General features: G+C 59.5%; 15 protein-coding genes, 3 tRNA genes and 1 pseudogene. 8 read left to right on the top strand and 11 right to left on the bottom strand.

Annotation, left to right across the window (positions count from 1 at the left end):
- Positions 1 to 210: 210 nt before the first annotated feature.
- Complete coding sequence (locus ACIQUG_RS03115) at positions 211 to 1,053, top strand: SDR family NAD(P)-dependent oxidoreductase (RefSeq protein ID WP_402317274.1); 843 nt, start codon at positions 211 to 213, stop codon at positions 1,051 to 1,053.
- On the opposite strand, the gene ACIQUG_RS03120 is transcribed toward ACIQUG_RS03115, so the two are convergent.
- The 5 genes from ACIQUG_RS03120 to ACIQUG_RS03140 form a co-directional block, all read right to left on the bottom strand.
- Positions 1,041 to 1,367 (bottom strand): SMR family transporter, encoded by a 327-nt coding sequence (locus tag ACIQUG_RS03120; protein WP_043620407.1) that lies wholly within the window; start codon positions 1,365 to 1,367, stop codon positions 1,041 to 1,043. The genes ACIQUG_RS03115 and ACIQUG_RS03120 overlap by 13 nt on opposite strands.
- On the bottom strand, positions 1,354 to 1,725 hold the full coding sequence (locus ACIQUG_RS03125) for an SMR family transporter (RefSeq protein ID WP_402317278.1): 372 nt from the start codon (positions 1,723 to 1,725) through the stop codon (positions 1,354 to 1,356). Before ACIQUG_RS03125 ends, ACIQUG_RS03120 begins: the two co-directional genes overlap by 14 nt.
- Positions 1,726 to 1,803: 78 nt before the next feature.
- A complete protein-coding gene (locus ACIQUG_RS03130) occupies positions 1,804 to 3,057 on the bottom strand; it encodes a class I SAM-dependent methyltransferase (protein WP_402317280.1) in 1,254 nt (417 codons plus the stop codon).
- A gap of 85 nt (positions 3,058 to 3,142) precedes the next feature.
- A complete protein-coding gene (locus ACIQUG_RS03135; protein ID WP_402317283.1) occupies positions 3,143 to 4,606 on the bottom strand; it encodes a cryptochrome/photolyase family protein in 1,464 nt (487 codons plus the stop codon).
- Positions 4,607 to 4,704: 98 nt separating this feature from the next.
- Positions 4,705 to 4,779: transfer RNA gene (locus ACIQUG_RS03140), tRNA-Asn, on the bottom strand.
- 159 nt (positions 4,780 to 4,938) lie between these two features.
- On the opposite strand from ACIQUG_RS03140, the gene ACIQUG_RS03145 reads away from it, so the two are divergent.
- On the top strand, positions 4,939 to 5,232 hold the full coding sequence (locus ACIQUG_RS03145; RefSeq protein ID WP_043614612.1) for a hypothetical protein: 294 nt from the start codon (positions 4,939 to 4,941) through the stop codon (positions 5,230 to 5,232).
- 213 nt (positions 5,233 to 5,445) lie between these two features.
- The gene (locus ACIQUG_RS03150; RefSeq protein ID WP_402317286.1) at positions 5,446 to 6,180 is read left to right on the top strand and encodes a thermonuclease family protein; all 735 of its coding nucleotides are present in this window, start codon (positions 5,446 to 5,448) and stop codon (positions 6,178 to 6,180) included.
- Between the two features lie 73 nt (positions 6,181 to 6,253).
- Here ACIQUG_RS03150 and ACIQUG_RS03155 read toward each other — a convergent pair.
- A tRNA-Cys gene (locus tag ACIQUG_RS03155) sits at positions 6,254 to 6,327 on the bottom strand.
- 362 nt (positions 6,328 to 6,689) lie between these two features.
- On the opposite strand from ACIQUG_RS03155, the gene ACIQUG_RS03160 reads away from it, so the two are divergent.
- Positions 6,690 to 7,031 (top strand): hypothetical protein, encoded by a 342-nt coding sequence (locus tag ACIQUG_RS03160; protein WP_402317288.1) that lies wholly within the window; start codon positions 6,690 to 6,692, stop codon positions 7,029 to 7,031.
- 92 nt (positions 7,032 to 7,123) lie between these two features.
- On the opposite strand, the gene lexA is transcribed toward ACIQUG_RS03160, so the two are convergent.
- Positions 7,124 to 7,846, bottom strand: a complete 723-nt coding sequence (gene lexA / locus ACIQUG_RS03165) for a transcriptional repressor LexA (protein WP_043614246.1) — start codon at positions 7,844 to 7,846, stop codon at positions 7,124 to 7,126.
- Positions 7,847 to 8,084: 238 nt separating this feature from the next.
- Entirely contained in the window at positions 8,085 to 8,381 is a 297-nt protein-coding gene (locus ACIQUG_RS03170) for a hypothetical protein (protein ID WP_043614248.1), read from the bottom strand.
- Between the two features lie 322 nt (positions 8,382 to 8,703).
- Between ACIQUG_RS03170 and ACIQUG_RS03175 the strand changes: the two genes are divergently transcribed.
- Complete coding sequence (locus ACIQUG_RS03175) at positions 8,704 to 9,336, top strand: hypothetical protein (protein WP_402317293.1); 633 nt, start codon at positions 8,704 to 8,706, stop codon at positions 9,334 to 9,336.
- A 118-nt stretch (positions 9,337 to 9,454) separates the two neighbouring features.
- Positions 9,455 to 10,057 (top strand): hypothetical protein, encoded by a 603-nt coding sequence (locus ACIQUG_RS03180; RefSeq protein ID WP_402317296.1) that lies wholly within the window; start codon positions 9,455 to 9,457, stop codon positions 10,055 to 10,057.
- 154 nt (positions 10,058 to 10,211) lie between these two features.
- On the opposite strand, the gene ACIQUG_RS03185 is transcribed toward ACIQUG_RS03180, so the two are convergent.
- A tRNA-Ala gene (locus ACIQUG_RS03185) sits at positions 10,212 to 10,287 on the bottom strand.
- A gap of 380 nt (positions 10,288 to 10,667) precedes the next feature.
- Here ACIQUG_RS03185 and adhP point away from each other — a divergent pair.
- Complete coding sequence (adhP, locus tag ACIQUG_RS03190) at positions 10,668 to 11,693, top strand: alcohol dehydrogenase AdhP (RefSeq protein WP_402317299.1); 1,026 nt, start codon at positions 10,668 to 10,670, stop codon at positions 11,691 to 11,693.
- Between the two features lie 160 nt (positions 11,694 to 11,853).
- Positions 11,854 to 14,201, top strand: a pseudogene (locus ACIQUG_RS03195) (ethanolamine ammonia-lyase).
- 130 nt (positions 14,202 to 14,331) lie between these two features.
- Here ACIQUG_RS03195 and ACIQUG_RS03200 read toward each other — a convergent pair.
- Together ACIQUG_RS03200 and ACIQUG_RS03205 are read right to left on the bottom strand one after the other, a co-directional pair.
- Complete coding sequence (locus tag ACIQUG_RS03200) at positions 14,332 to 14,760, bottom strand: GNAT family N-acetyltransferase (protein WP_402317302.1); 429 nt, start codon at positions 14,758 to 14,760, stop codon at positions 14,332 to 14,334.
- 56 nt (positions 14,761 to 14,816) lie between these two features.
- A complete protein-coding gene (locus ACIQUG_RS03205; RefSeq protein ID WP_402317305.1) occupies positions 14,817 to 16,139 on the bottom strand; it encodes an SIR2 family protein in 1,323 nt (440 codons plus the stop codon).
- Positions 16,140 to 16,153 lie beyond the last annotated feature (14 nt).

The following is a 16,153-nucleotide window of genomic DNA, read 5'->3' on the forward strand; positions in this document are numbered from 1 at the left end:
GGACCGCCGAAATGTTGGCGTGTTTTCGGCTCAGCCTGCACTTCAGGCAAGAAATAGCGTTTCGCCGTCGCTCTGTCCCGAACAAAAATCGTCTCCAGGGACTGCGAGAGCCGGCGGCAAGGAGCGCTGCCGCGAAGAAGGGCCGGGCAAGTCATTTTTCGCCCACAGAAGGAGATGCGTACGTGTTTCCCGGCGCGTGCCGAGGAGTGAGTGATGAGTATTCAATCTACGAAATCGGAACAGAAACTGGCTTGGGTAACGGGTGCAAGCTCGGGAACCGGGCGGGCACTGGCGCTTGCGCTGGTGCGCGAAGGCTACTCCGTCGTCGTGACGGCGAGAAACCACGACAGGCTCGTGGATCTGCAGCATGAAGCGGCAAGTGAAGGGCGGATCACCGTGCTCGACGGCGATGTCACCGACCCCGCCGACATGGAGCGGGTGATGGCGGCGATCGAATACGATCACGGGCATCTTTCGCTCGTGGTGCTGAACGCCGGGGTCGCGCTGCCGGTGCGGGGAGACGAGCTTCACCGCGAGGCCTTCGAGAAGAGCTTTGCCGTCAACCTCAACGGCGTCGTCAACTGTCTCTTGCCGGCGGTGGAGCATATGAAGGCGCAGGGGTACGGACACATCGCCATCGTCACGTCGGTGGCCGGCTATGGCGGATTGCCGACCAGTGCCGCCTATGGCGCCACCAAGGCCGCGCTGATCAATATGGCTGAAAGCCTGAAGTTCGATCTCGACCGGCTCGGCATCCGGCTGCAGATCATCAGCCCCGGCTTCGTCGATACGCCCGGGACCGCACATATCCGATTTCTGAGACCTGCGCCGGTGACCAGCGAGGAGGCGGCAAGGCGTATCGTCGCCGGGCTGAAGTCGCGACGGTTCGAGATTGCCTTCCCGCGCCGCTTTGCCTACGCGGTGAAGCTCATGGACCTGCTGCCCTACAGCCTCTATTTCCGCGTGTTGAGCTGGCTGACCCGCGGCAAGGCGGAGGCCATGGAAGGCAAGAAGCACGCCGGACCCGGCGGGCAGCCGCGTCAGGCGGTGTGAAGCACCAGCACCGCGCCGAAGATGAGCGCCAGCCCGACCCAGCCGATCGGCTTCAGCTTCTGCCCGAACAGGAAGCGGCCGCAGATGGCCGTTCCGAAGATCCCGGTTGCGCCAAGCACGGCATAGGCAATGGCGAGCTCCATGCCCTTGGTGGCTTCCGCGAGGAAGGCAAAGGCGGCGAGCACCAGCAGGATCGAGAGGATGCCCCAGCCACGGCGGGCGAACCCCTCCGATTTCGTCGATGCAAGGTTGGCCCCAATATCGAGGATGCCGGCCACGACCGCGAGAACGAAGTAGATGCTAGGCGCGCTCATCGGCGGCTCCTTCACTCGCTGCTTCGGCTTCCTCATGATACTCACCGGCATTGACGAGCAGGATGCCGACGATCGCCATCGAAAGTCCGAGCATTTCGCGTCCGGTCAGCACATGGCCGAAGACGAAAACCGAAACCAGTGTGATGATGGCGACGCCCGAACCTTCCCAGATCGCGTAGGCCACGCCGACCGATATCGTCTTCACGGCCTTCGCCAGGAATACGTAGGACAGCGCGATCGAGACATACATGACGATGTGGCCGAGGTAGGAGCCGCTTTCGGAGGCGGCCTTCATCACCGTCAGGCCTACCACTTCAGTCGCGATGGCGAGCGCGAGGAAAAACCATGCAAGACGCATGCTGTACCTTTGAACAGAAACTTGGATCGACCGCCTCTTAAGCGCTACGGGTGACGCGGTAAAGACGCGGCGTGCGCTTCACTCGAAGACGACCTGTCGGACATCGATGTTGCGGGCGCGGAAGCCAGCCTCGCAATAGTAGAAGTAGAACTCCCACAGCCGCTTGAAGCGCAGGTCGAAGCCGAGCGGCTCGATCCGGTTCCAGACCGCCCAGAACCGCTCCCGCCATTCGCCGAGCGTGCGGGCGTAGTCGACCCCGAAGCCGAAGTCGTTGATCATCCGCAGGCCGACATTGCGGCCAAGCTCGACCAGATGCTCGCGCGTCGGCAGCATGCCGCCCGGGAAGACGTATTTCTGGATGAAATCCGGATTGGAACGATACTCCTCGTAGGATTCGGGCTTGATCGTGATGATCTGCAGTCCGGCCTTGCCGCCGGGTTTCAGGCACCGCTTCAGCTGCGAGAAATAGGTCGCCCAGAATTTTTCGCCGACGGCCTCGAACATCTCGATCGAGACGATGCGGTCATAGGTGCCCGTTTCCTCGCGATAGTCCTGGAACTTCAGTTCGACACGGTCGGCAAGGCCGGCCCGCTGCATGCGCTCGCGGGCGAAGGCCAGTTGCTCGCGGCTGATCGTCAGCCCGGTGACCTTGCAGCCGATTTCCGCTGCCGCGAACTCGGCAAAACCGCCCCAGCCACAACCGATCTCGAGCACGTGGTCGCCGGCGCGCAGATTCGTCGCCTCGGCCAGCGCGCGGTACTTGGCTTTCTGCGCGGAGCGGAGATCGTTGGCGCCGGTGGCGTAGAGCGCGGACGAATAGGTCATGCTCGGATCGAGCCATTCGCTGTAAAACGCATTGCCGAGGTCGTAGTGGGCCTGGATGTTGCGGCGGGCACCGGAGCGGGTATTGGCATTGCGCCAGTGCAGGAACTTGTCGAAGAGGCGCAGAAGCCCGCGCGCGCGGTTCGGGAAATTATTGCCGATTTCGGCGTTGACGAGGAAGAGTTCGAGAAAGGCGCCGACATCGGGACTGTCCCAGTCGCCGTCGATGTAGCTTTCCGCGGCCCCGATGGTGCCGCCTGAAATGGCGCGCTGGGGCAGGTTCCAGTTGTTGAGATTGAGGATGGCGCTGGGGCCGGCCCTGGCGCCTTTGATCACCAGCCGGCGGCCATCTGGCGTGGCGAGCATCAGCGTTCCCACCTGAAGGTGCACCAGGGCGCCAAGCACCATGCGCGCCTTGAGCGGAAAATCCCGCACGACCGTCGCCAGGTTGTCGGAAGATAGCTCTACGGCATCGGCAAATGCAGCAAAATCGGCTTCCAGGTTACGCATACACCACCCCCTCAGCTGTTGCATCCGTAAGGTGAGCCTAGCCGCAATCGGGCGAGACGCCAACTGAGGAATTCTACCGGAGGCTCTATGGGCCTTCGGAATCTCCCGGCGCGCTTGTGATCTGCCGGAAAGCCGCCAGTGCCCGATCTCGCGCAACGGCATGGTCGACCATCGGTTTGGGGTAGGTCGTGCCAAGTTCGATGCCGGCTTCGGCAAGGGCTGTGGCGGGCGCTGCGAAAGGGCGATGGACATAGCGCGGGTGGAGGCGTTCCAGCTCCGGCACGAAGCGTTTCACATAGAGACCGTCGGGGTCGAATTTTTCGCCCTGGAGCAGCGGGTTGAAGATCCGGAAGAACGGTGCGGCGTCCGCGCCCGACCCGGCGACCCATTGCCAGCTTGCGCCATTGTTGGCCGGATCCGCATCGACCAGCGTGTCACGGAACCACGCTTCTCCCTTTCGCCAGTCGACGAGCAGGTCCTTGATGAGGAAGGAGGCGACGATCATGCGGACGCGATTGTGCATATAGCCGTGACGCCACAGCTGGCGCATGCCGGCATCGACGATCGGGTATCCGGTGAGCCCCTTGGTCCAGGTGGTGAATTCGTCGTCGTCGTTCAGCCAGTGGAAGCGGTCGAATCGACGGTCGAGATTGCGGCGGGGAAGCTCAGGATAGTGAAACAGCAGATGGTAAGAGAATTCGCGCCAGGCGAGTTCCTTGCGGAAAGTGGCAGCCCCTTCGCCGCTGTCGGCCTGGGGTCCCGCTGCCGCATGCCAGGCCTGCGCCGGCGAGACTTCGCCAAACGCCAGATGGGGCGAGAGCAGGGATGTGCCATCCGCGTCGGGAAAGTCGCGGCGACGTTTGTAGGCGTCGAGCTTTTCGTCGATGAATTCTTCGAGGCGGGTGGCCGCACCGTCTTCGCCCGGCGTCCAGACCTCGCTGAATGTTGCTGCCCAGTCCGGCTTTGTCGGCAACAGCGACCAGTCGTCGAGGTGCTCCGATCGCGGCCAGGTTTCCGGTGCTGCAATATGGTGCGGCCGGTCGATCGGCGGTGCCGGCTCGTTTTTCAACTCGAGTGCGCGCCAGAACGGCGTGAACACGCGGTAGGGGCCGCCCGTCGTCGTCAGCAGCCGCATGGGCTCGTGCAGCAACTGCCCTGCAAAGCTCTCGGCGGTGATGCCCCGTTCGGCCAGCGCCTTCTTAAGCGCGGTATCCGTGGCGATGCCGCTCGGGTCGTAGCGGCGGTTCCAGTAGATGCGCTCCGCGCCGCTTGCGCGCGCGATCTCGACGATCACGTCCAGCGGCGTGCCTGATCGAAGAACGAGGCTTGAAGCGCGCTCGGCAAGACTTGCGCCCAAAGCTTCAAGCGAATGGTGCAGCCACCACTCCTGAGCCGCGCCGAGCGGACCGTTGCCGCTGTCAGCGGGTTCGCGAATATAGAGGGGAATGACGGCGGCTTCGCCGGCAGCGGCCGAAAGGGCGCGATTGTCGGCCAGGCGAAGATCCTTGCGGAACCAGACGATGATGGGTGGCGCCGCGGCCTTTGTCATGGAGAACCATCGGGAGTTTGGGGATTGATCACCTAGGGAACATAGGTGCAAAATGAAAAAGAGCCATTCGCATCGCTGCAAATGGCTCTTTTAGAAAGTGGCTCCCCGGGCCGGATTCGAACCGGCGACCTGTCGATTAACAGTCGAATGCTCTACCGCTGAGCTACCAGGGATCATCCGCGCCGCTGTTGTGCTGTGCGCTTCAGAAGTGAGGCTGCTAATACGCATGCTTTTCTGATTTGCCAAGCGCTTTTTTCAAAAAAAATGACAAGTTCCGTTGTCAGGCTGTGGAGAAGTCCCCAATTGTGGGAAAACACGCCGGATAGGGAATGATGAATAAAAACAGGAAGCAGATGCATTTCGGCATTGATCCGCAGACACGACAGATCGTGCTGGGCAAATGGCGCATCGCGCTGCCCGACTCTCCGCTCTTGCGCATCCTGCTGGGTTCGCTGCTGGTGTTCTGCGGTTTTCTCGGTTTCCTGCCCGTGCTGGGCTTCTGGATGATACCGCTGGGCCTGATCGTGCTTTCCCACGACATTCCCTCGGTTCGCCGCCGTCGTCGTCGCCTGGCCGTCTGGTGGGCGCGCTGGCGCGGGAAGACCAATTCTTCGAAAGGCTCCTGACCCGCACGGCGATTGCCGGTCCTCTTGTTGCGGGCAGGGCCGTTTCCAATCTTCGGGCGGTCGCGGTTCGATTCCCGAATATTTCAAGAACGGCCGTGATGCGCAGGGCGAATGACCGGTTCGTCGCAGTCTTCCCCTCTGTTGGGGTACCCTCGAAAACTTTTCGGCAACCCATCAAACGCATAATGCGGTCTCGAATCAGGATGGGGACCGATGGCCAAAGCCACTACGAAACGTCGACGCCGCAGTTCGGGCAGAAGCAGCAGCAAGCAGGGCGGCATGGCGCCGTGGTATCTGGCCGCAGCGCTCACCCTTGGCGGCGTCATGGCCTATGACCATCGCGCCGAGTTGCGGCACTGGCCCGTGGTTTCCGATGTCGTGGCCTTTGCGTCGCGAACGGAGACGAAGCCGAAGCCTCCGCGTGCCGTTCCTGAAGCGCAGGAGCGCGTCGCGCATCAGGCGGACAGGCACAAGCCGAATCCGAAGCCCGACCCGGTCACGAAGGTCGCTCTGGCCGCACCGGTACCGTCGGTGAATGTCGGCGTCACGCCACCCACCCCTGTCGTGCGACCGAATGAAGAGGTGAAGACGGCGTCCATCCGTACCGACCAGTTTTATTTCTGCGGCATTCGCAACGACAACTGCGTGATCGATGGCGCCACTTTCGTCTTTCATGGCGAGACGATTCGTGTCGCCGACGTCGATGCGCCGCGAATCCGCCAGGCAAGCTGCGACAAGGAGCGTTCGCGTGGCTTCTACGCCAAGCAGCGCCTGCGCGAGTTGCTGAACGCGGGCGACTTCAAGCTGGTTTCGGCAGGCGGGCGATCAGGCGCCAAGGCCGGCGAAAAACTGCGCCTGGTTACCCGCGGCGATCAATCTCTTGGACGCGTGCTTGTTTCCGAGGGGCTGGTGCGCCCGTGGGACGGACGCCCGACGCCCTGGTGCTAAGATAGCAAACGGCAGAAATCGACGCGTTCGTGTTGAAGGCGTCGTGTCTACACTTTGAATGAGGTGAAGATTTTGGAGGCCTCGCCCGGAATTGAACCGGGGTACAAGGATTTGCAGTCCTCTGCGTCACCACTCCGCCACGAGGCCTCACTGCTTGGATAACCAAGCGTTGGCGCGGATTTAGAATGATTGCAGAAAATCCGCAAGAGGCATTTTCTGAAAAATACAAAGTGGAATCAGCGAATGGCTGCTTTCCACAGGATGAGAGTTCGACGCGTATTTTCGCGATGGCCAGGAAACTGGTATCTCGTCAATGCCTTCGCGACTGGGGAGCTTCTCTTGTCTTTCAGCGAGTTGGAGGATGTGCGCGCGACCCCACGTCCGCGCAAGCCACGTCTCCTATGCCTCCGTCGGATCTTATCGCTTCGGTGAAATCGGTAGAGGGGGAACGATGACTCCGCTGAGATCAGCCGCATCGGTAGCGTCCGTCAACATTAAGAACGGAGGCAATGGCATCAATGAAAAAGAGACTGATCCTGACGGCGTTGGCGTGTTTTGCGACGACCGCTATTGAGGCGCACGCGGACGACCTGGTTTTCCAGCTGAAGAACAACACCAGCGTGGTCCTGACGAACTTTTATACGTCGCCGGTCGGCGTCAATGAGTGGGAAGACGATGTTTTCGGTCGGCAGGTCCTGAACCCTGGCGAGAGCATGGAAATCACCATTGCCGACGGGCGGGACGTCTGCAAATACGACATGCGATTCGAATTCGAAGAGGGCTCGGCCCTCGATACGACCGAGGACACGCAGGATCTCTGCGAACTCGGCGAATATACGATCCACGAATAGACGATCTGGATTTCAGGTCACCCGAAATGGAAAGAGCCTCGCCAATTGCCTTGGCGAGGCTCTTTTTTTTAATTCGGTGTTCTGCCTGCAGCTCAATGGTAGCGGCGAATCAGCCCGACGAGCTTGCCCTGGATCTTCACGCGATCCGGTCCGAAGATGCGCGTCTCGTAGGCGGGGTTGGCGGCTTCGAGCGCAATCGACGCGCCCTTGCGGCGGAAGCGCTTCAGCGTCGCTTCCTCGTCGTCCACGAGCGCCACGATGATGTCGCCGGGATTGGCCGAGTTGCCGTTGCGGATGATCACGGTGTCGCCGTCGAAGATGCCGGCCTCGATCATCGAATCGCCCTTCACTTCAAGGGCGTAATGTTCACCGCTGCCGATCATGTCGAGCGGAACGGTGATGTCATGGGTGTTGTTCTGGATCGCCGAGATCGGAACGCCGGCAGCGATGCGCCCCATCACCGGGACGGAAACGGACGTGCTTTCGGCAACCGGCGCCGGCTTCGGCGCGGCAGGAGCGGCCGCCGGCGGCTTTCCAAGGCTGCCTTCGATCACGCTCGGCGAGAAGCCCCTGCGCGGCTGCTGCTGGCCGGCGGCGTAGGCTTCCGGAAGCTTGATGACTTCGAGCGCGCGCGCCCGGTTCGGCAGCCGGCGAATGAAGCCGCGTTCTTCGAGCGCGGTGATCAAACGGTGGATGCCGGACTTCGACGCCAGGTCGAGCGCATCCTTCATTTCATCGAATGACGGCGGTACGCCCGACTCCTTCATGCGTTCGTGAATGAACAGAAGCAATTCCTGTTGCTTGCGGGTCAGCATGGCACGTCGCTCCAGAGGCGTGAAACAAATCAAGAACAGACACTATCTGTTCCATATGTGTTCCGCAAGTGCCTAAAATTCCGTGAATTCAGGCAATTGGCCGCTTCTGGGGGTGCCGATCGGTCACTTTTGCGGGAGCAGGGCGCTTATCGGCGACGGTTGCGTGCCAAAATCGCGCCGGATGACGCCAGTCTGCGCAGCTGATTCGAGCGAATCGCGGGGCTCTATGAGGAGAGATTTAGGTCGCTTGCGAGGTCGAGCAGGCGTCCTCGAACTCCTTCACCGTCTCTGCGCTGTTGTCTTCCGGCAGCACCGCGTCGGCGGCGTCGGTCGCGACGGGCGTGTCGCCGTCATAAACGAAGGACTGGATGTAGAACGCCAGCGCACCCTTCCACACGTTGCGTCCATCGATCTGATGGCACGGCACGGCCCGTTCGAAATCGGTCTGGAGTTCATCCACTGTCGCGGCGCTGAGCTTGACGTCAGGCATATTGGGCGATGCGACTATCGAAGCGAGAAGCAGGGCGGCAAGCACGGGGAACGTCCACTTGATGAAGGGGGCAAGATGGGGTGGTAAACGATGTGAACCGTGCTTTCGTTCCGAAGTCCAGCAAGCATGGCGATCACTCTGCCGTGTTCAACAGCTCTTTGCCTACAGGCTGTGTCTGATTTGCGCCAGCCGCTCCACCTCGAGTTCATCTTGAGCGTTCCTCTTGCGACCCGCGAAGAACGCGACGGCTGTACCGGCTTTAGGGCCGGGGGTGCGGGATGCGCAAAAATCCCTGCGAGGAAGGGGCATCACCGTCTCGACAGGAGGTCAAAAAAGGATAACTTTGCGTGGAAAGTGGGGTAATTGCATGCGTAGATTGTCGTTGGTGGTGCTCGGTCTGTTGCTCACGGCCGGAGCGGCGTCTGCTGAAGAAGGGCGTTCGAACATCTGGAAACGGATCAACGCCTGGACGGTGGGTTCCGATCCTTCCCTGGGAGGCTCGTGTTACGCCGCGACGAGCTATGATGCAGGCGCGATCCTTCGTATCGGCTTTTATCCGCGTGGGTCGGCGAACCTGGCGTTTCTTTCGATCGGCAATGCCGACTGGAAATCCATCGAGCCGCAGCGGGAATATGACGTCGCCCTGCAGCTCGACCGTGGTCGCCAGTGGCCGGCCGTTGCATTCGGCGTCGATCTTACCGGCGCCAAGGCCCTCGTCGTCAACTTTTCCAACACCGACTTCTTTACCGAATTCGTTCGCAAGAACACCTTGGCGCTGGCCTTCGAGGGACGCGTCGTCGCGAGCCTCAGCCTGCGCGATTCGATGAAGGCGGTGAGCGAGATGTTCAAATGTCAGGAGGCGGTGAGCGCCTTGATCCCGAATGGCGGGCAGGGGGCAGCGAACGATCCCTTTGCCGGCGCCGGTGGCACTGCCCCGAACAACGATCCCTTTGCCGGTGGCGGCCAGACCAAGTCGTCGAAGGATCCTTTCGCCATGTGATGGGCGCGTCCGCTTGCCGCAGAGAGGTGAATATTCCTAAAATGTTGCTGGTATCGGGCTCGGTACCCTCGACAGCGGCGCGGGGACCTATCAAAATGCGGGCAAACGGGGGTTTTGCATGCGTAGATTGCTGGTCGGATTGGTAAGCTGTCTGATCGCCGCGGGATCGGCCGCGGCTGAGGAGTCCGAAATCATCAAGTGGAAGGACGTCGACGGTTGGACCGTTGCATCCGACACCTCGATGGAGGGCTCCTGCTTCATCTCGTCGGAATTCGACGGCGGCGTCACCCTGCGCCTCGGGTTCTATCCCAAGGGCTCCGAGTCGCCGCTCTACATGAGCTTTGCCAGCGACGACTGGCGGTCGCTTGAGGTCGGCAAGGAATACGACCTGACGTTTCGCTTCGACAAGACCGAGCCCTGGAGCGCTTCGGCGACCGCCGCTGGCGATGCGAGCGGAAAGTTTCTGTTCGTGAACGTCACCGACGCCGAGTTCCTGACGGGCTTCGTGCGCAAGCGGGGCCTGGCCATCGCGTTCGAAGATCGCGTCATCGCCAATCTCAGCCTGCGCGGCACTGGCCCCGCGGCCGAAGAGCTGATGAAGTGCCAGAAGGCAGTCGACGAGATCATCGCCGACGAAGGCCGCAAGTCCAGGGAGAAGAAGGCGGATCCGTTCAATGCACCGAGCGAAAAACGCTCGGCACGGGATCCGTTCAGCCTCTGAAAACAGGGGGCGCGTGAGCGGGCGTTGTTGCGCGAAGGCCGGGCGGTGGCCGGGACGAGTGGTGTCCCCAGAGAAACTCGAACTTGCGATCTGCTGATTACAAATCAGCCGCGGTTCTTCAATGCTTCGGCAATGGGCACGATTCTGTTTGCTTTGGTGGAGCCGAAGGGAGTCGAACCCTCGACCTCCGCAGTGCGATTGCGGCGCTCTCCCAACTGAGCTACGGCCCCGTAGCATTCAGTCAACACGATGGCCGCCGAGCCTGTCAATACACACGCGCCAGCACGCCCGCTCGAACGTCGTTGCCCGCTAAGCGTTGCTCGATCCGGCTAGGCTGAGCGAGGCCGTTGGGCTCTGAACCGCTTCTGCACTCCACCCATTGTCGAACTCTGCCGGCGGGTTTACCCTGCAACCGGACGATGGCGCTCCGTGAGCCTCGTTGAAGTGTAGGCGATACACGCCAACCATGAAATGCCGTCCGGGCACTGGTCGTGAACGCCATGATGCCCGCGCCAATTACACGATTTTCGCATGTGAGATAGGCCCCTGCCGGCCCGCTGTTCCCATCAGAAACCTCTCCGTGGCCCGGCGATTGGAGGAGGATTGGCAAATGGCTCAGATGATGAAGGCGGCCGTGGTCCGGCAATTCGGCGCGCCGCTGACGATCGACGAATTGGCGGTGCCCACGCCGCAGCCGGGGCAGATCCTGGTCAAATACGAAGCAACGGGCGTTTGCCATACCGATCTCCATGCCGCAAACGGCGACTGGCCGGTAAAACCCAGTCCACCGTTCATTCCCGGACACGAGGGCGTCGGCTATGTCTCGGCGGTCGGCGCCGGCGTCAAAAGAGTGAAAGAGGGAGACCGGGTCGGTGTTCCCTGGCTTCACAGCGCCTGCGGCTACTGTCCGCATTGCCGTACCGGTTGGGAGACGCTGTGCGCGGCCCAATCGAACACGGGATATTCGGTCAACGGAACGTTTGCGGAGTACGGACTGGCGGATCCTGATTTCGTCGGCAGCCTGCCGAAGGCGCTGGAGTTCGGCCCTGCCGCGCCGGTGCTCTGCGCGGGTGTGACCGTCTACAAGGGATTGAAGGAGACCGAAGTCCGTCCCGGCGAATGGGCGGCGGTCTCCGGCATCGGGGGGCTCGGCCACATGGCCGTGCAATACGCAAAGGCGATGGGCATGCATGTCGTCGCCGCCGACATTTTTGACGACAAGCTGGCACTGGCAAAGCAACTGGGCGCAGACATCACGGTCAACGGCAAGGCGAAGGATGCGGTCGAGCAGGTCATCAAGGCCACCGGCGGCGTGCATGGCGCGCTTGTGACTGCCGTCTCACCCGTCGCGATGGAGCAGGCATTCGGTTTCCTTCGCTCGCGCGGCACCATGGCGCTCGTCGGCCTTCCCCCCGGCATGATCTCAGTGCCGGTGTTTGAAACGGTTCTGAAGCGCATCACTGTGCGCGGATCGATCGTCGGCACTCGACAGGACCTGGAGGAATCGCTGCAATTCGCCGCCGAAGGCAAGGTCGCGCCGCATTTCTCGTGGGATAGCCTCGAGAACATCAACGAGATCTTCCGCCGCATGGAAGCGGGCAAGATCGACGGTCGCATCGTGATGAGCCTGCAGTAATCGACTTGGATAGGCCCGATTGGTCAAGGCTCGCCGAGTCCGTGTCGATGCCCAGTGACGCCTGTCGAGCATTTACTCTTATGCGCCTTGCTTCAATCTCCGGTCACCAGAGGGTTGTCCGGCGAGATGCCGATAGACGTTTTGCGGAAAGGAAATGGCAATGCGCAAAGGCATATTCTCAGACCAGCATGCACTGTCCAGGCGCGATCTGCTGCTGGTGGCGGGGACTTCAGCGGCCACATTGACCGCCTACAGCCATGTTGCCCGTGCCGCAGTGGGCGCAAACAACTCGCAATCGACGAGGTGAAGCAGGACGAGGACGTCTTCGCCTATATCAGCAGGATCAAGGGTGGCTTTGACGAGACGACCTATCGGCAGGTGCTGGGGTGCGCGAATGCCTTCAAGGAAGGAGACCAGACAACAGCCGTGGCTGCGGACAGTGACGCGTCCCGAACGAACGCCCGAGCCCTGCTGGCAAGAACGAAAATCGCAGACCTCGATCGGCACCCGCTGTTTGAGGACGATCTGCAGCGACTGATCTGGCAGACCACCGACAAGGCCCAGCAGGAAAAGCTGAAGGACTGGACGATGGGCCAGCTGAAGGAATTTCTTCTGACCGGATCGGAAGATGAGATCAAAGGCGTCATGTATGGCTTGACCAGCGATACCATCGGCTGTGTGCCCAAGCTGATGAGCAATGGAGAGTTGATCGCCGTCAGCCAGAAGATTTTCAATGTCATGCCCGGCACCAAGTTGGGGGCAAAAGGATACATGAGCGCACGGATCCAGCCGAATTCGCCGACCGACCATCCCGACGACATCATATGGCAGGTCTTCGATGCGTTCTCCTACGCGACCGGAGATATCGTCATCGGTACCAACCCGGTGGACAGCACCGTCGACAGCGTGGTCACGGTGGAGCGAGCGCTGAAAGACATCGTGGATACGTTCAAGCTGGTGGACGTCATTCCGTGGTGCGTGCTCGCCCACATCGACGTCCAGGGTGAGGTCAGCGAGGACTTTCCCGGCACAGTTTCCACCGTGTTCCAGAGCCTTGCCGGTACGGATGATTGCAACAAGATCTTCGACATCACCAATGACAAGATCCTGAAATATGCGCGCGCGAAGGCCGGGGAGCGCTACGGCCTCTACTTCGAGACCGGGCAGGGATCGGAATTCACCAACGGCGCGGCGAACGGCGTCGACATGATGGTGCTTGAGTCCCGGAAGTACGGGTTCAGCCGGGCCGTCGGCATGGAGCTTGCGAAAGTGCAGCCGAAGGGTGCATGGCTGCATGTCAACGATGTCGCCGGCTTCATTGGGCCCGAAGTCTTCAAGAGCCGGGAACAACTCGTGCGATGCTGTCTTGAGGACATGGTCATGGGCAAGCTCCACGGCCTGACCATCGGCCTCGATATCTGCACCACCCTGCACATGACCGTCAGCCTCGACGATCTCGATTGGTGCCAGGACCAGATCATGCCGGCCAATCCGGCCTACCTGATTGCTCTGCCCACCAAGAACGACCCGATGCTGAGTTATCTCACGACCGCATTTCAGGATCACGTGCGCGTGCGGGACAAGTTCGGCTTCAAGGTCAACGATGCGATGTGGGATTTCTACAAACGACTTGGAATAGTCGGCAAGGACAACACCTACACGTCAAATTATGGCGATCCCCTCTGGGTCTATTACCAGTACCGCCTTGCCAAGGGGGACAAGCGGCCGAAGGACAAGGTTTACGCCGAGGGCCGGCGGATGATGACGGAGGTCGAGGCAAGAGGTGTCGATCTCGCGACGGGTCATGGCGAGAAGATATGGGATCTCAACCCGACGCTCGCGACGAAGGTGAGGGGTCTTTACGACGACGCCAAACTCTCGCTTTGGGCCGAACTTACGCCGGATTTCATTGCGGCCGTGCCCAGTGTCGTCCCGGTTCGCACCCTGTCCAAGGATCGGAACGACTACATCGCGCACCCGACCACCGGTGAAACTCTGAGCCCGGACTCAATCAAGGCTATCGAAGCGATCAGGACATCGTGGGAAGGCGATATGCCTAAGGGCCAGATCGTCATTTCAGATGGCCTGAACGCCAAGGCCATCATGGATGACGGCCATCTTTCGCCCTATCTGGAGGAGATGCGCAGGCTGCTCGGCGATGCCGGCGTCACGGTGAGCGACAAGAACATCCTGGTCACCAGCGGCAGAGTACGGGCCGGCTACAGGATCGGCGAGACGTTGTTTGCCGAGGCCGATCCCAACACGTTTCGAGGAATTCTCCACATCATCGGCGAGCGGCCCGGGACCATGCATCATGCCTACTCGGTCTACATCACCGTCGCCAAAGGAAAGCGCTGGGCGGAGAAGGACATCGATCACGATATGACGAAGCTGGTCAGCAACGTCGCCGATACCGCGCTCGCACCTAAAGAAGCTGCGAAGGAAACCCTGACCATTATCCGGGAGATCATCGGCAAGGACGTCAACGGCAGCCGGCGATTCGGATGACGATGAACGCGTTGCAGGGCAACGAGGGCATCTGTCCGGAAAAAGCGTATGGCCGTACATACTGCTGACGCAGCCGCATACTTCCGGCTTTCGGTGCGCAAAAACTCCTTCGGGGCGTGACTTTCCGACGTCAGAACCGCTTCTTCAGAAAGTAGCGCGCAATCGCCCCATCACCGCCTTCGAGTTCACCAAAGACTTCGAAGCCGAGCTTTTCATAGAAGGGCCAGGCCTGGAATTCGAAGGTGTCGAGCCAAAGGCCGACATAGCCACGCTGGCGCGCGATCTTCTCCGCTTCCTCGATCAGGCGTCGGCCAAGGCCTTGGCCGCGGTGTTCATCGGGAACCGCGAGGTAACGGATAAAGGCCCAGCCATATCCATCCGTCGCATAGAGCCCACCCGTCGCGACTTTCGTCTCCGGATCGCGAAGCGCGATGGCAAAACCGGGTAGGTCGACCATGCCGCTATGCGCATCGTTATAGGCATCCAGCGGCGCAACGATGCCGCTGAGGTCCTCCCGGCTGGGGTCTTCGAGAATGATGTCGATCATCGGGGTGAGCATGATAACAAGCGCCGCAAGTAAATTGAGTCGCGTAGCAATAGAGGCCGATGTGGCACTTAGACGTAAGGTAAATGCTCCGGGATCATACTTTCGCCGAGCCGCAAACTCAGTTGCTGAAGTTCTTCTTTTACCGAATTAGGAAGGTTCCTATATGGATACTTCATTGCCTTGGGGGTCGTATATATGTTGTCGTCAAAGCAAACATCGACCATCGGTGGGACTGCGCCTTGTTCTGGTTCTAATAAGAACAACAGGCCGTTCTGATATCCCCGACAATAGCACGCATCCCAAAAATTGTCGTTACTCAGATACGATTCAACTTTTCGCTCATATCCGTGTGCTAACATCAATATGTGCTCGGAATTATAATATACTCCGGTGTTTCGCATGTCTTTTATACGCATGAGCGCATCTTGAAGGCCGTCTTGATAAGACAAGGCAAGTATAAGTAAATTTCTATTTGTCTCCCGGAATTTTTCTGCCGTATAGGTATGGTACTCGTTGACGTCAATCAGAAATAATTCTGCACGCTCAAAAGCTTCTTCCCCAATGATTTTTTTGTGATCACAAGATGTTGCGTTGTGGTGTAACCTGATTTGTTCGAGGAAGTATGAGCCGTCCGTCTTTATGGGTATGATATTGAGCTTTGTTGATTTCAGATAATCGTCGTCGATGTAAGGCGACACAAAGTAAGCTGACCTGGAAAATTGGCCCATAAGCCTGCTTATGGATTGAGCTAATTTTAAATAATTCTGGTCCCTAAGAGAGTATCCTATGTATACGATTGTCTTTGTCGATAGAATTGTTTTAAGATATGCTCCAAGTGCTCCTTTGTTTAATCTGCGTAGAGCCTTGCTATAATCTTCGCTGGTGGCAACAATAGACCCAAAGTTCGTTATTGATCCATGAATCTTTATGACTCTCCTATTTGAGCTTTCAATGAATGGTATATCTTGATCATAGACAAAAGGAACGAATCCTGCCTCTACCTCAAGAAAATCGTCCCAATTTGTTGTGATTACATCGTTGATCATAAACAGAGGTCGAAGTGCGCGATGGAACGCAGTCATGGGCCGATAAAAGCCTCTGAATGATCGGAAGTACTCAATTCTTTCTCTAATTCGCTGAATGAGCTTAATTCGGCCATCAGGTTGTCGGCAGTAGACCGACATCAATGACGGAAAGTCGAGGTCTTGATCGACCCCGGCTTCGTCACGAATTTGCTCGTAGAACGTCGACTTGCAATGCAAGCGATTCTCAGTGCTGATGCCTGCGCCAGCAAAAATTACGCAGCGTCCATCGGCAATTCGTTCAAGGAGTTCTCTTGGGACATTGAACTCAATCTTGGTCTGACAAAAGGCACAAGAGCACTCAGCCATCACATCCTCTTGAA

The organism is Ensifer sp. NPDC090286, from assembly GCF_044769565.1.
Classification (GTDB): domain Bacteria; phylum Pseudomonadota; class Alphaproteobacteria; order Rhizobiales; family Rhizobiaceae; genus Ensifer.

Coding starts and splice junctions, on each gene's coding strand:
- ACIQUG_RS03120 (WP_043620407.1), bottom strand. CDS start 1,367: ATGAGCGCGCCTAGCATCTACTTCGTTCTCGCGGTCGTGGCCGGCATC.
- ACIQUG_RS03125 (WP_402317278.1), bottom strand. CDS start 1,725: ATGCGTCTTGCATGGTTTTTCCTCGCGCTCGCCATCGCGACTGAAGTG.
- ACIQUG_RS03130 (WP_402317280.1), bottom strand. CDS start 3,057: ATGCGTAACCTGGAAGCCGATTTTGCTGCATTTGCCGATGCCGTAGAG.
- ACIQUG_RS03135 (WP_402317283.1), bottom strand. CDS start 4,606: ATGACAAAGGCCGCGGCGCCACCCATCATCGTCTGGTTCCGCAAGGAT.
- ACIQUG_RS03145 (WP_043614612.1), top strand. CDS start 4,939: ATGAATAAAAACAGGAAGCAGATGCATTTCGGCATTGATCCGCAGACA.
- ACIQUG_RS03150 (WP_402317286.1), top strand. CDS start 5,446: ATGGCCAAAGCCACTACGAAACGTCGACGCCGCAGTTCGGGCAGAAGC.
- ACIQUG_RS03160 (WP_402317288.1), top strand. CDS start 6,690: ATGGCATCAATGAAAAAGAGACTGATCCTGACGGCGTTGGCGTGTTTT.
- lexA (WP_043614246.1), bottom strand. CDS start 7,846: ATGCTGACCCGCAAGCAACAGGAATTGCTTCTGTTCATTCACGAACGC.
- ACIQUG_RS03175 (WP_402317293.1), top strand. CDS start 8,704: ATGCGTAGATTGTCGTTGGTGGTGCTCGGTCTGTTGCTCACGGCCGGA.
- ACIQUG_RS03180 (WP_402317296.1), top strand. CDS start 9,455: ATGCGTAGATTGCTGGTCGGATTGGTAAGCTGTCTGATCGCCGCGGGA.
- adhP (WP_402317299.1), top strand. CDS start 10,668: ATGGCTCAGATGATGAAGGCGGCCGTGGTCCGGCAATTCGGCGCGCCG.
- ACIQUG_RS03200 (WP_402317302.1), bottom strand. CDS start 14,760: ATGCTCACCCCGATGATCGACATCATTCTCGAAGACCCCAGCCGGGAG.
- ACIQUG_RS03205 (WP_402317305.1), bottom strand. CDS start 16,139: ATGGCTGAGTGCTCTTGTGCCTTTTGTCAGACCAAGATTGAGTTCAAT.